The 13681-nt window shown below is 65.5% G+C and carries 15 protein-coding genes; 9 read left to right on the forward strand and 6 right to left on the reverse strand.

The annotated features are described in order from the left end of the window. Window positions 1-109: 109 nt before the first annotated feature. Window positions 110-949, reverse strand: a complete 840-nt coding sequence (locus ACQY4V_RS14945) for an EAL domain-containing protein (protein WP_428512976.1) — start codon at window positions 947-949, stop codon at window positions 110-112. A gap of 113 nt (window positions 950-1062) precedes the next feature. On the opposite strand from ACQY4V_RS14945, the gene ACQY4V_RS14950 reads away from it, so the two are divergent. The 5 genes from ACQY4V_RS14950 to ACQY4V_RS14970 all read left to right on the forward strand — a co-directional run bounded on the left by ACQY4V_RS14950 (window position 1063) and on the right by ACQY4V_RS14970 (window position 5315). Then, window positions 1063-1641, forward strand: a complete 579-nt coding sequence (locus ACQY4V_RS14950) for a DNA-3-methyladenine glycosylase I (protein WP_428512978.1) — start codon at window positions 1063-1065, stop codon at window positions 1639-1641. Between the two features lie 76 nt (window positions 1642-1717). Further along, entirely contained in the window at window positions 1718-3475 is a 1758-nt protein-coding gene (gene ilvD, locus ACQY4V_RS14955) for a dihydroxy-acid dehydratase (protein WP_428512980.1), read from the forward strand. Window positions 3476-3519: 44 nt separating this feature from the next. Then, window positions 3520-4062, forward strand: a complete 543-nt coding sequence (locus tag ACQY4V_RS14960; RefSeq protein WP_428512982.1) for a hypothetical protein — start codon at window positions 3520-3522, stop codon at window positions 4060-4062. A 100-nt stretch (window positions 4063-4162) separates the two neighbouring features. Continuing rightward, complete coding sequence (locus tag ACQY4V_RS14965) at window positions 4163-4933, forward strand: DUF6478 family protein (RefSeq protein ID WP_222452253.1); 771 nt, start codon at window positions 4163-4165, stop codon at window positions 4931-4933. Window positions 4934-4943: 10 nt separating this feature from the next. Continuing rightward, on the forward strand, window positions 4944-5315 hold the full coding sequence (locus ACQY4V_RS14970) for a hypothetical protein (protein WP_152493890.1): 372 nt from the start codon (window positions 4944-4946) through the stop codon (window positions 5313-5315). Window positions 5316-5342: 27 nt separating this feature from the next. On the opposite strand, the gene ACQY4V_RS14975 is transcribed toward ACQY4V_RS14970, so the two are convergent. The 3 genes from ACQY4V_RS14975 to mutL all read right to left on the reverse strand — a co-directional run bounded on the left by ACQY4V_RS14975 (window position 5343) and on the right by mutL (window position 9636). Further along, window positions 5343-6305: a TPM domain-containing protein gene (locus ACQY4V_RS14975; protein ID WP_428512984.1), complete on the reverse strand. Its 963-nt coding sequence runs from the start codon at window positions 6303-6305 to the stop codon at window positions 5343-5345. 236 nt (window positions 6306-6541) lie between these two features. Further along, the gene (locus ACQY4V_RS14980) at window positions 6542-7777 is read right to left on the reverse strand and encodes a DNA recombination protein RmuC (RefSeq protein ID WP_428512986.1); all 1236 of its coding nucleotides are present in this window, start codon (window positions 7775-7777) and stop codon (window positions 6542-6544) included. After that, complete coding sequence (mutL, locus tag ACQY4V_RS14985; protein WP_428512988.1) at window positions 7774-9636, reverse strand: DNA mismatch repair endonuclease MutL; 1863 nt, start codon at window positions 9634-9636, stop codon at window positions 7774-7776. The genes ACQY4V_RS14980 and mutL overlap by 4 nt, the downstream gene beginning before the upstream one ends. A 275-nt stretch (window positions 9637-9911) precedes the next feature. On the opposite strand from mutL, the gene ACQY4V_RS14990 reads away from it, so the two are divergent. Then, window positions 9912-10199, forward strand: coding sequence for a rhodanese-like domain-containing protein (locus ACQY4V_RS14990; RefSeq protein WP_428517261.1), 288 nt, complete (start codon window positions 9912-9914; stop codon window positions 10197-10199). Between the two features lie 96 nt (window positions 10200-10295). Then, the gene (locus ACQY4V_RS14995) at window positions 10296-10976 is read left to right on the forward strand and encodes a hypothetical protein (RefSeq protein ID WP_428512990.1); all 681 of its coding nucleotides are present in this window, start codon (window positions 10296-10298) and stop codon (window positions 10974-10976) included. 9 nt (window positions 10977-10985) lie between these two features. Here the strand turns inward: ACQY4V_RS14995 and ACQY4V_RS15000 are convergent, their stop codons facing one another. Then, window positions 10986-12020: a succinylglutamate desuccinylase/aspartoacylase family protein gene (locus tag ACQY4V_RS15000; protein WP_428512992.1), complete on the reverse strand. Its 1035-nt coding sequence runs from the start codon at window positions 12018-12020 to the stop codon at window positions 10986-10988. 137 nt (window positions 12021-12157) lie between these two features. On the opposite strand from ACQY4V_RS15000, the gene ACQY4V_RS15005 reads away from it, so the two are divergent. Then, on the forward strand, window positions 12158-12472 hold the full coding sequence (locus ACQY4V_RS15005) for a hypothetical protein (RefSeq protein WP_428512994.1): 315 nt from the start codon (window positions 12158-12160) through the stop codon (window positions 12470-12472). 7 nt (window positions 12473-12479) lie between these two features. After that, window positions 12480-12779, forward strand: a complete 300-nt coding sequence (locus ACQY4V_RS15010; protein ID WP_428517263.1) for a GNAT family N-acetyltransferase — start codon at window positions 12480-12482, stop codon at window positions 12777-12779. A 135-nt stretch (window positions 12780-12914) separates the two neighbouring features. On the opposite strand, the gene ACQY4V_RS15015 is transcribed toward ACQY4V_RS15010, so the two are convergent. Then, complete coding sequence (locus ACQY4V_RS15015) at window positions 12915-13568, reverse strand: peroxiredoxin (RefSeq protein WP_428512996.1); 654 nt, start codon at window positions 13566-13568, stop codon at window positions 12915-12917. Window positions 13569-13681 lie beyond the last annotated feature (113 nt).

The raw sequence follows: 13681 nt of genomic DNA on the forward strand, positions 1-13681 counted from the left end.
CTGGCCGAGGACCGAAGGGCAGCGCGTCATGCGCGGCCCCCGGATTCCCCGCATCACGCAGGGTGTACCGCAGTCGCCGCAATGCGGCAACTGTAGCCGTTGTCACAGGTCAGGCCGTCGCCACCGCCTTGGCCGTTTCCAGCCAGGGCGGCTGCACCGTGGGCGCACCGAAATAATAGCCCTGCAGACAATGCACGCCGATATTCTGCAAGTAGGTGGCGTCATTGGGCCGCTCGACGCTTTCGGCGACGGTGACCATGTCAAACTGTTCGGCAATCGAGATCAGCGCCCGCGTCAGCACCTGGTTGTCCGGGTTGTCCGCGATCCCACGAACGAACTGCCCGTCGATCTTGAGGATGTCGAAATAGAAATCCCGCAGGTAGCGGAACGAGGTAAAGCCGGCCCCGAAATCGTCCAGCGCGAAACTGATGCCCTTCCGTTGCAGCCGGGCCATGAAGTTCACCACCAGTTCCGGCACCAGCATGGCCGAGCTTTCGGTAATCTCGAGGATCAGGCGCTCACCCAGCGTCGGGTCCTGCGCCAGCCCGCGCTTCAGCGTGCGCATCCAGCGCGGATAGCCGATGGACCGCGCCGACATGTTGATCGACAGGCGGATATCGGGATGCTCGCGCAAGGTGCGAATGCCCTTTTCCAGCGACAGGCAATCTATGATCCGGCCCGTTTCCATCGCTTCGATCACCTGGATGAAGTCTCGCGCCGGGATGATCCGGCCGGTTTCATCCAGCACCCGTACCAGCCCCTCGTAAAAGGCCGGTCGGTCCTGCCGCCCGGACGGCACCACGGCCTGGTAGGCCAGCATCACTTGACCGTGCCGCACCGCCTCCTCGACCATCTGAACCACCGACTGGTCCCGCACCGACACCGCATAGGCCAGGGGGTTGTGATGCCCCGCCGGTACGTTCGCCCACTTCAATCTCTTTTCACCCATGAATCTCTCCGTACTCCACCGCTGCCCAATAAGCGCCACGCAGTCTAAGGAATTGTTAAAAGGGGGATTTGAGTCATACTGTCCGCAACAGGCGAAACCGGGGGTCTTGAACCATGGAAAGATGCGGCTGGGTCGGCACCGATCCGATCTACGAGGCCTATCACGACACCGAATGGGGCGTGCCCGAATGGGACAGCCGCGCGCTGTGGGAAAAGCTCATTCTCGACGGCTTTCAGGCGGGCCTCAGCTGGATCACCATCCTGAAGAAGCGTGACAACTTTCGCGCGGCATTCCAAGGCTTTGACCCGCATCTCATCGCCACCTGGGGCGAGGGCGACGTGCAGCGCCTTCTTGGCGATCCCGGCATCATCCGCCACCGCGGCAAGATCGAGGCCACCATCACCAACGCCCGCGCCTGGCAGGAGATCGAGGCCGAACAGGGTTTCGATACCTACCTGTGGTCCTGGATGGGCGGCGCGCCCTTACAGAACCATTGGACCAGCCTTGCCGACGTGCCCACCGAAACCGAAATATCCCGCGCAATTTCGAAAGATTTGAAGAAACGCGGCTTCAAATTCTGCGGCCCCACCATTGTCTACGCTTTCATGCAGGCCGTCGGCATGGTCAACGACCACGTTCTCACCTGCCACCGCCATGCCCCTGTTGCGAAAATGGCCACGCCGCCGCGCTGAACTTTGCCCGCGCGAAAGCTTGCCCCCGTCGCGGCTCTGGCCTAGACCGGATCCGAAGATTTCAGGGGAGGCCCAGATGACCAAGTTCGACAAAAGCAAACTGCCCAGCCGCCACGTGACCGAAGGGCCCGCCCGCGCGCCGCATCGCTCCTACTACTACGCGATGGGCATGACCGAGGAAGAGATCCACCAACCCCTCGTCGGCGTCGCCACCTGCTGGAACGAGGCCGCGCCCTGCAACATCGCGCTCAACCGTCAGGCCCAGGCCGTCAAGGGCGGCGTGAAAGAGGCCAAAGGCTCCCCCCGCGAATTCACCACGATCACCGTGACCGACGGCATCGCCATGGGCCACGAAGGGATGCGCTCGTCGCTCGCCTCCCGCGAGGCCATCGCCGACACGGTCGAGCTGACCATGCGCGGCCATTGCTATGACGCCATCGTCGGCCTTGCGGGCTGCGACAAGTCCCTGCCCGGCATGATGATGGCCATGGTGCGCCTCAACGTGCCGTCGGTCTTCATCTACGGCGGCTCGATCCTGCCGGGCAAGGCCCCACAGATCGACGAGATCCCCGAGGAATTTCGTACCCGCGACCTGACCGTGCAGGACATGTTCGAGGCCGTTGGCTGGAACCAGAACGGCACCATGTCCGACAAGGCGCTCGATGCGCTGGAACGCGTCGCCTGCCCGTCCGCCGGTGCCTGCGGCGGCCAGTTCACCGCCAACACCATGGCCTGCGTGTCCGAGGCGATCGGCCTTGCCCTGATGAACTCCTCCGGCATGCCCGCGCCCTATGAGTCCCGCGACCAATACGCCGAGGCGTCGGGCCGCGCCGTCATGGACCTGCTGGAAAAGAACATCCGCGCCCGCGACGTGGTCACCCGCAAGTCGATGGAAAACGCCGCACGCGTTGTCGCTTGTACCGGTGGCTCCACAAACGCGGGCCTCCACCTGCCCGCCATCGCGCACGAGGCCGGGATCGAATTCTACCTCGACGATGTCTGCGAGATTTTCCGCGACACGCCCTATTTCGTCGACCTGAAACCGGGCGGTCAATACGTGGCCAAGGACCTTTACGACGCCGGCGGCATCCCCGTGGTGATGAAGGAGCTGCGCAAGGCCGGCCTCATTCACGAGGACTGCATGACCGCCACCGGGCGGTCCATCGGCGAGGAACTGGACCGCATCGAACGCAAGGCCGACGGCAAGGTGATCTACTCCATCGACACGCCGCTCACCAAGACCGGCGGCGTCGTCGGCCTGAAAGGCAACATCGCCCCGCAAGGCGCCATCGTGAAGGTCGCGGGCATCGCGCTCGAGTACCAGGTTTTCACTGGCCCCGCCCGCGTTTTCGAATGCGAGGAAGACGCCTTCGCCGCCGTCCAGAAACGCGAATACAAGGAAGGCGAGGTCATCGTCATCCGCAACGAAGGCCCCGCCGGCGGCCCGGGGATGCGCGAGATGCTGGCCACCACCGCCGCACTGTCCGGGCAAGGCATGGGCAAGAAGGTCGCGCTCATCACCGATGGCCGCTTCTCCGGCGCCACGCGCGGCTTCTGCGTGGGTCACGTCGGCCCCGAAGCGGCCCATGGCGGCCCCATCGCGATGCTCAAGAATGGTGATATGATCACCATCGACGCCATCAAGGGCGAGCTTTCGGTGGACCTCAGCGACGATGAACTGGAAGCGCGCAAGAAAGACTGGCCCGGCCCGCGCGAGACGATCTACGCCTCCGGCGCGCTCTGGAAATACGCCCAGCTCGTGGGCGAGACCTACAAGGGCGCGGTCACCCATCCCGGCGCCGAGGCCGAGCGTCACGTCTACGCGGACCTCTGAGCCTGCCTGTGCGCGCCCTCCGACCAATCTGGCTGGCGGCCCTCATGTGGTCGCTGGCCGCCTGCGGCGATCTCGGGCCGGGCGGTACGTCCGACGAACCCGACGTGGTCAAGGCACTGGCGCTCTACGATGGCGACGTGGTGGTGCGCGGCCCGCGCGGCTATTGCGTCGACGCCGACAGCGTCCGCCGCCAGCCTTCCAACCGCCTCGTGCTCCTGGGCAGTTGCGAGTCGCTCAGCGGAGAGCCGGGCGTAACCGTTCCCCTGGCCCTGATCGTGGTCAACGTCGCGGACAAGCAGCCGGGCCGCGCGCAGCCCACCGCAGCGACCATCGCCGCCAGCGCCGCCCCGAAGAAACCGCTGGCCGCGATAGATACCGACGGTCTCGCGCTGGTGCATCTGGACGCAGGCGGCGAACTGGCCCTGCCCGGAGGCGACCCGCGCTACTGGCGCGGAGGCATGGTCGTCAACGACCATTTCGTCAGCCTCGCGGTCTACACACCGCGCGGCAGCACCCTTGCCGGCGCGTCAGGCCGCCGCTTCATAACCGATCTCGCCCGCGCCTTGCGGAGCGCCAGTGCGCAGTAAGCCGAGGCAAGCAATGGATTGTTTCGAAACTCAGGTTAATGCTATGAAAACCTCAAGAGGGGCAGATTGTGGCACGACCAGACGGGATTGATCCACGCAGATGGGGCTGAAACGTTCAGGACTGGATTGGCTGGCCCATCGGCGCGACCTGCGGCGATGGCGGCAAACCGTTCGCGACGCCACGTCGATGACGCTGGAACAGCTTCGCGCCGAACGGTCCGAAGCACGCAAGCTGCGCTACCATCTCAACGAGCTGATCAGCCACGCCGACAACCGGCTGGCCCTGCCGATGATCGGCAGCCACGCCTTCCCCAAGCCGCATGGCACCGACTGGTCCTGGCGCCCCGCGATCTGGCGTGAACCGCTGGCCGTGCCGGGGCGATCCTCTGTCCTCAGCAAGACGCAACTGGGTCACGAGCTGACTCTGTTTCACGACTGTCAACATTCCGAACTGACCCTGCGCCAGCTGCGCAACACCCGCGAGGCCGATCTCGCGCCCTTCGGCCTGCGCATGGACGTCTTCAGCTTCGACGGCTCTTTCCTGTCGCTCGTGCTCGACCTGCCCGAGGCGGCGGTCCGCGGCCTGCAGCAGCGTCACCTGATCCGCATGGACACCATCGTCGAGATGGAAAAGCCGCTGGAGATCTTCGCGCGGCTCAACATCAAGCACGGCCCGAATACCGAACAGATCGTGCGCGAACTGCCGCTGCACGAAGAAGAGATCATGGTCGAATTCGACCTGGCCTATTCCAAGCTGAACGAAAAGCGGATCGAGCGGGCCTGGATCGACCTGATTTTCGAGAACCCCCAGATGAGCCAGGTCATCCTGCGTGACCTGACCTTCAGCCGCCGGCCCCGCGCGGAATTCTAGGAGGACACCGATGCAAGAGCTGACATTGACCAAGACGCGCCTCTTCGAAGGCGTCTGGGAAGGGGTCATCACCGGCGCCGGCGACCGCCGCCCGGACGTGTCGGTCACGCACCTGCAAGACAGCATCGCCGGGGTCGAAGTCGTCGAGAAACCCGAGGAACAGGCCTGGGTCCTGCGGGTCCCCATCCCCGCCGACCGCATCGCCGACGGGGTGCAGACATTCCTGATTTCCGACAAGCAGACCGGCACCGCCCTCGGCAGCTTCTCCATCGTTTCGGGCGATGCGCTGGCCTATGACATCCGCGCCGAGGTGACGCTCCTGCGCGAAGAGCTGGACATGCTCAAACGCGCCTTCCGCCGCCACTGCCTGGAGACGATGTAGAGTCGGGTCACGCCCGGCGCGCCACCCCTACCACTTGCCGGTCGATCCTTTCTTGCCCGCCTTGCCGCCGCCGAAACGAGCCGGCTCAGGGTCCGGTTCGGGCTCCGGTTCGTCCTTTTCCAACTTGGCAATCTGGTAGCTTTCGGCATTTTCATAGCCGCATTTGTCGCAACTCGTGACGCGTTCGCCCCTGCCCGCGCTGCTCTCGGTCGGTGCCACCAAGGTCTTTCTGCGGGTGCTCAGGCTGCCTTTCGCGCCGCAGTTCGGGCATTTGCGCGTCTTGCTCCTGAACACGAAAAAGCCGATCAGCGCGGCGATCCCGCCTCCGATCCAAGCGAGGATGGACAGGCCACCGCCTCTGTCCTCGCCCTCATCAGTCGCGACAGGCTCTGCCTCCGCGCTTGCGGCCTCCGCCCCGGTCTCGCCGCCGATGCTGCCATCGCCGGCCTCCTCCGCGGTGCCCGCGGCCTGTGCTTCGGTTGCGGTCCCGACCTCTTCGGCGGTCTCGGGGACGTCCACCCGCACACGCACCACGTTGGCAATCAGGTCCTCGACCCCGGTCTCGATCCCTTCCGCATAGCGGCCTTCCCGGAACTCCGGCAGAAAACTGCGGTCGACGGCGGCATCCGCCTCAACGTCCGCATCCTCGCCATATCCCTGGCCCAGCGTGATCCGCATCGCCTGGTCCGCCCGCAGAACGAGCACCAGAATCCCGTCATCGCGCGCGTCGTCGCCGATACCCCATTCATCGAACATCTCACGCCCGAATTTCTTGAGAGAGATATCCGGCGCGAACATGTCCTGCCGCGACAGCGTCACCACCACCAGCTCGACGCCGGTCTGGTCCCTCAGCGCATCAAGCTTCTCGGTCAGGCGCTGTTCGGTCTCGTCGTCGATGATCCCCGCAAAGTCGTTGACCGACAGGTCGCTCGGTTCCGGATAGGACTGCGCCGCCGCGAAACCGGCAAAGCAAATGAAAACGATAGACATGAAATACTTCATGATCCTCAATCCCTTCTCTGCAAATCCATGCAGACGGCAAAAATACGCCGCTATGAAAAACTAAGAGAATGAAACGACGGCAGGCAAGACTTTTGTCGCCCGGCCCGGTTCTCGCGTAGGGTGGGTGAAAACCCACGCGGTGTCGGTCCCCAGAACATGAGTTGCCTGTTGCGCGTGAAAATCCAGCTTCGCTCTGTACCCCACGCGTTTCCCAACGCTCCCGCCTACGGCTCCCCGGTCAGCTTGACCACGCCCGTGCCGTCTTCCGGCGCCAGCTCCTCGAAGTCGAAATTGTCCAGCTTCGCCGCCCGCTTGCCCGCGCGCTCGGCGGCGGTGGAAATCCCTTCCACATCCCTCCGCGCCTGGTCGAAATGCGTCTCCAGCTTGCCCGCGCGTTCGAGCACCAGTTCCACGTCGCGGTGCAGCTGCCCCAGCATCTTGCGAATGGCCCCCGCCTGTTCGCGCATCCGCGCATCCTTCAGGATTGCGCGCATCGTATTCAGCGTCGCCATGCAGGTGGTCGGCGACACGATCCAGACCTTTTGGGCGAACCCCTCGCGCACCAGTTCCGGGAAATTGGCGTGCAGCTCGGCATAAACCGCCTCGGACGGCAGGAACATCAGCGCGCCATCCGCCGTCTCGCCATCCAGGATATACTTGTCGGAAATGTCCTTGATGTGCTTTTTCACCGAGGTCCGCAGGAACTTCGCCGCCTCGTTCACCTCGTAATCGCTCTTGGCATTGCGCAACGCTTCGTAGGCCTCCAGCGGGAACTTGCTGTCGATGGCGATCGGCCCCGGCGGGTTCGGCAGGTGAATGAGGCAATCCGCCCGCCGCCCGTTCGACAGCGTCGCCTGCAGGGAATAACTGTCCGACGGCATCGCCTTGGTGACGATATCGGTCAACTGGATCTCGCCGAACGCCCCGCGGGTCTGCTTGTTCGACAGGATGTCCTGCAGCGTCAGCACATCGCCCGACAGCTTGGTGATATTGTCCTGCGCCTTGTCGATGGCGCTCAGCCGCTCCTGCAAGGCCGTCAGGCTGGTCGCCGTCTGCTTGGACGAGCCGTGCAGCGTCTCGCGCATCCGCTCCTGCATCTCGGTCAGTGCCCGCTGGCTGCGCATCGCGTTATCGGCCAGCCGGTCCTGCATCTGCTGCTGCACGCCCGCCAGCCGCTGTTCCACCATCTGCGCCAGCTGGGTCTGCCCGCTGGTCGCGGTGTCGCTGACCATCTGGATCGAACTGCGCAGGCCCTCCTGCCCGTTGGCCAGGCTCTGCACGTTCTGGCCCAGATGCCCCAACTGCTGCGCCAGCGGCTCCGTCGCTCGCGCCGTCCGCGCCGCGGCCCGCAGCGCGAGGATCACCAGCAACAGGATCAACAGCACGACGGCCCCCGCCGCCAGTGCCGCGATCACCAGAGGATCGTCCAACTGATAGACTGTGTCGCCAATCGTAATCATGTCCGCCCGAAAAGCCGCTCGATATCGCTCAGTTTCAGCTCCACATAGGTGGGCCGCCCGTGGTTGCATTGTCCGGAATGCGGCGTCGCCTCCATCTCGCGCAGAAGCGCATTCATTTCTTCACCACTCATGCGACGCCCCGACCGGATCGAGCCGTGGCAGGCCACCCGGCTCAGGATCGCCTCGATCTTCGCCTGCACGTTCAGGCTCTCACCCATGTCGGCCAGCTCGTCCAACACGTCGCGCAGCATCTTGCCCGCATCACAGGGCCCCAGGATCGCCGGCGTCTCGCGCACCGCGATACTGCCCGGCCCGAAGGCCTCGATCACCAGCCCCAGCCGCGCCAAGTCCTCGGCCATGTCCAGCAGGATCCCCGCCTCGCCGCTGCTCAACTCCACGATCTCGGGGATCAGCAGCGCCTGGCTGGCCACGCCGTTCTCGGCCATCTGCCGCTTCAGCTTCTCGTAGACCAGCCGCTCATGCGCCGCATGCTGATCCACGATCACCATCCCGGTCTCGGTCTGGGCCACGATGTAATTCTCATGCACCTGCGCCCGCGCCGCACCCAGCGGCAGCGATTGCGGCGCCACCGCCTCTTCCGAGGTCTCCACCACCTCCGGCTCGACCCGCCCGGACCAGGCACCTTGCATCTCCGCAAAGCCCGCCTCCGGCGCCTGCATCCGGTAACTCGCCGTACGCGCCGACGCCCCGGGCCGGTCCATCTGGTAAACCCGTGCGCCACCTGCCTGCGGCACCGCCTCGGGCCGCATCGCGCCCAGCGTCGCCCCTGCCACGGTGGTCGACGCCCGGTGCCCCGCCTCGGCCAGCGCATGGCGCAGACCCGACACCAGCAGCCCCCGAGCCACGCCGGGGTCACGGAACCGCACCTCAGATTTCGCCGGATGCACGTTCACATCCACCAGCTTCGGGTCGCATTCCAGAAACAGCGCCGCCGCCGGATGCCGGTCCCGGCTCAGAAAATCGTGATACGCCGCCCTGAGCGCGCCATACAGCATCTTGTCCCGCACCGGCCGCCCGTTGACGAAGAGGTACTGCGCCACGCTCGACCCCCGCGAATAGGTCGGCAACGCGGCATAGCCCGTCATCGCGATCCCCTCGCGCTCGGCCTCGATCCGCAACGCGTTCTCGGCGAACTCCCGTCCCAGAACCTGGCCCAAACGCCCGTGCAGCGCATCGAACAGATCGCCACTCTCGGCATCGGCGCGAAACACCGTACGCGGCTCGCGCCCCTCGCTCACGTCGCGCAGGGTGAAACTGACGAACGGCTCCGCCATCGCCAGCCGCTTGATCACGTCGCCCACCGCCTGCGCCTCGGCCCGGTCAGTGCGCATGAATTTCAACCGCGCGGGCGTGGCGTAGAAAAGGTCACGCAACTCCACCACCGTGCCCCGGTTCAGCGCCGCGGGCTTCACCGCGCCGATCCCGCCGCCCGCCACCGTGATCTCGACCCCGTCGAACCCCTGCGCCCGGCTGGTGATCGTCAGCCGCCCGACCGACCCCAGGCTCGGCAACGCCTCGCCCCGAAACCCGAAGGAATGGATATTCAGCAAATCCGACCCGTCGATCTTCGACGTCGCGTGCCGGCTCAGCGCCAGCGGCAGCTCGTCGCCGGTCATCCCGCAGCCGTCGTCGCGCACGCGGATCAGCGTCTTGCCCCCATCGGCAATGTCCACATCGACCCGGCGGGCGCCTGCATCCAGCGCATTCTCCACCAGTTCCTTGACCGCCGAGGCCGGGCGCTCCACCACCTCACCGGCGGCAATGCGGTTGATCGCCGTCTCGTCCAGCTGCCGAATGACAGGCCGTTCCTGGCTTATATTGGGGCTGATTTCATTCATACCGCAATACCTAGCATGACCGCGTCCGATTCTGCTAGGTTCGAGTGAACCTTTGAAAGCGTCCGACGAGGCTTTTTCTCACGATCCGGACCGCCACGACACTTACGGCTCCGGAACGCTCCGGGAACCCGCAGCGCAACACCCTCGTTTCTCGTCCAGACGCCAAGCCCGAGGAAGGCCACACCAAGAAATCCGAAACTATCGGCGCCGCCACGTTCGAGATCTGGACCGTCAAAGAGGTCGCCGACGCCTTCGCCGCGAACGAAATCGTGCTGATGGACGTCCGCACGATCCCCGAATACGCCTTCCAGCATATCGAGGGCGCCATGCTCTTTCCCATGCCCTTCTTCGACGCGCAGAAACTGCCCGGCCAGTCCGACAAGCGTATCGTCCTGCATTGCGGCTCGGGCGTGCGGTCGGAAAAGATGGCCCGCGCGGCGATCGACGCCGGCCTCGGCCGCATCGCCCACATGGAGGGCGGCTTCGGCGCATGGAAAGAGGCCGGCAAACCCTATATCGGCACCTCCATGAGCACCGGCGGCCCCGAGCGCGTCAACGCCTGATCCGGGCGGGTCTCCGCCACGCGGCCTGGCTTTGCGCTTGATGCGGCGCCGCGCCTCGCCTATTTCCGCGCTAAAGCTAAGGCACAAGGCGAAGTCATGACCCTTTCCACGATCCGGCAACTCGACAGACTGATTCTCGGCATCGTCGTCGCCGTTCTGGTGCTTACGGTCGGCATCTACTTCTACAGCACCGACTTTTTCACCCTGACCTACGCACGCGAGGACGGGATCGTCGAATACGGCACCGCGATCTTCCTTTTCCTGGCCAGCGTCGTTCTGTTCGGCAACGCCCGCTCTCTCAAGGCGCGCGGCCTCACCCTGGCCTTCGGCTGCACGCTGTTCTACGGCCTGCTGTTCTTCTTCGCCGCGGGCGAGGAGATTTCCTGGGGCCAGCGCATCTTCGGCTGGGAAACCGGCGAAACCTTCCAGGAGATCAACAAGCAGCAGGAAACCAACCTGCACAACCTGATCGTGCCCACGCCCTGGGGCGACTTCCACCTCGCCAAGACGCTCTTCGGCCCGATCCTGACGCTGATCCTGATGCTCTACCTCGCCGTGCTGCCGCTGCTCTACCCACGCGTGGGCTGGATCAGACGCACCGCCGACCGCATCTCTGCCCCGGTCCCCAGCACCCGCCATGCGGTCCTGGCCGTGGCCGCCAGCCTCGTGATCGCCGCCATTGACGTGTCGCGCAAATGGGAAGTCTACGAGCTGGTGTTCAGCCTGCTGGCCACCTCGATCTTCCTCCTGCCGCAGAACCGCGACCACACGACCTGATCCAGCGGCTCAGATGATCTCGTCCTCGTCGTAAAGCGGGGCGGCCTCCATATGCGCGGCCACCCCCTCGGCGGCATGCTCGGCCCTTGGCGTCTCGGCGATATGAAACAGCGCCTCGCCCTCGTAGACGGCAGGCATGTTCGACCGCCCGATCACGATGCCCACCTCCTCGCAGATCACCTCGCGGTCGGTCTGGCCCATGGGATCGCTGACAGCACCCAGCACCGTGCCCGGCTCCACCGCGTCGCCGATCGCCTTGTACCCGCGAAAGACTCCGCCCACCGGCGCCCGGTACCAGTGCGACGTGTTCGCCACCACCGGCACGCTGCGCCGCTTCGGCACGCCCTTGGACCCGATCATGCCCAGCCGCCGCATCACCCGCAGGCACCCGCTCACCCCGGCCCGAACGGCCAGTTCGTCGAACCGCAGCGCCTCGCCGCCTTCGTACAGCAGGACATCCACGCCCTCGTCCTCGGCAGCCAGCCGCAAGCTGCCCTCGCGCAGCTTCGAGGCCATCATCACCGGCGCGCCAAAGGCCTCGCCCAGCGATTTCAAACGCTCGTTGCCCGGCGTCAGCCGGATCTGCGGCAGGTTCGTCCGGTGAATGGCCGCCGAATGCAGGTCGATCCCCACATCGGCACGCCGCACCACCTCCTCCATGAAGATATGCGCCAGCCGTGACGCCATGCTGCCCTCCGCGCCGCCCGGGAAACATCGGTTCAGATCGCGCCGGTCCGGCAGGTACCGCGAATGGTTGTGAAAGCCGAACCCGTTGACGATCGGCACCGCCAGCAACGTGCCCGCCATGCCCTTCAGGGGCGCCGCCCGCAACAGCCGCCGCACGATCTCGACCCCGATCACCTCGTCGCCATGGATCGCCGCCGAGACGAACAGCACCGGCCCGGGCCGCCGCCCGTGGATCACGTGCACCGCCAGGCTCACCGGCGTATGGTCCGACAGGGTGCTCACCGGCACGTCCACCGTCCTGCGGCTTCCGGGCTTTACCGTCTCGCCCCCGATCCCGAATGCATCACGTTTCGACATGCCCGGCTATGTCGCGCAAAATCCGGGCCCTGTCCATAACCGACAGGCCCGGCAACCGCCGACGCGCACAGCGCAAGCCAGTACCGATCTGCTCGTTCCGTGCTCATGTGATCCCGGAAAGGGGCGAAAGGGACCACGTGACCGGCACCATGAACGGCCTTTACGGCAGCGCGGCCCAACAAAAGTTGCAGGCGGCGACAGTGGCGGCAGCGGACACGCTGCGCGACACATCCGGGGCGGTTTTTGCCGCCCGCATGGCCGGCACAGACGACCCCGACCGCTTCGGCTGGGACAGGATCGAGCAAATCCTGCGCGACCAAGACGCGATTACGTTCCGCATGACCCCGACAGAAGACTGCCCAGACATCGAGCGCCGCCTGGCCGAGATAGGCTGCACCATAAGCTGGTGGGACGTGTTCGACGGCCCGCGCGACAGTATCCGGGCCGCCTGACGGCACCATCGCTGCCACCGCCTTTGCCTACTTTCCCTATAACGCCCACGGCCCGCATCACGCCACCGCCTGGGCCGGGCTCGTGGCGGTGCACGAGGCTCAGCGCAAACGCGGCATCGGCGTCCGGGTCAATGCCCTTGCCCTGTGCGCGGCAGGGAACGATCTCGGCGCCGAGCGCGTGCAGCAATTCGCCCGCGCCACCAACCTGGCCTCCTGCCGGATGATCGAACGCTGCGGTCTGCGCCTGCGCCGCGACGTGCGCTCGGGCATTGCCCAGCCCGCGGGCGCTCAAAGCTTCACGCGCTGACCGGAATGACCGCCCGACAGGACCCTCTTCCTCTGGCCGAAAATATCCCGGGGAGGAGGTCGAAACCCCGGTTTCGACCGGAGGGGCAGCGCCCCTCCGACCCAATATCCTGCGCGGCGCAGCCGCTCCGTTGGATCAACCCGGCAGCTTCGCCATCCGCAGGTAGGGCAGCACGGTGTTGAACTCCCCGAACTTGGCCCTGGCGTCCTCGTCGCTGACCGAGGTGGGGATCACGACGTCCTGCCCCACGGTCCAGTCGGCGGGCGTCGCCACGCCCTGCCCGGCGCTGGTCTGCAACGCATCGAGCGCGCGCAGCACCTCGCCAAAGTTGCGGCCCACCGTCATCGGGTAGGTCATCGTCAGCTTCAGCTTCTTGTCCGGCCCGATGATGAAGACCGAACGCACCGTGGCGCTGTCTGCAGGCGTGCGGCCATCGGGCAGGTAGGCCTCGGCGGGCAGCATGTCGAAGGCCTTGGACACCTCCAGCCCGTCATCCGCGATGATCGGAAAGCCCGGCTTGGCACCGCCGGCGGTCTCGATGTCGCCCTTCCATTTCTTGTGATCCTCCACGCCGTCGACGCTGACGCCGATCACCTTTGTGCCGCGCTTCTCCCACTCGTCGGCCAGCCGTGCGACGGCGCCGAACTCGGTGGTGCACACGGGCGTGAAATCCTTGGGATGCGAGAACAGGATCGCCCAGCTGTCGCCGATCCAGTCATGCAGGCTGAACTCGCCCTGGTCGGTGGTCACTTTCAGGTCGGGAATGGTGTCGTTGATCCGCAGTGCCATGGGGCATCTCCTTCTTTTGCAAATCGAATCCTCGCGCCCAACATAGGAAGGGTTCGCGAAATTAACACCACCCACTTGCGGCAGTCCGCCCCCTATGGTCATCTGCGCGCCAA

It is taken from the genome of Roseovarius sp., assembly GCF_965277045.1.
Classification (GTDB): domain Bacteria; phylum Pseudomonadota; class Alphaproteobacteria; order Rhodobacterales; family Rhodobacteraceae; genus Roseovarius.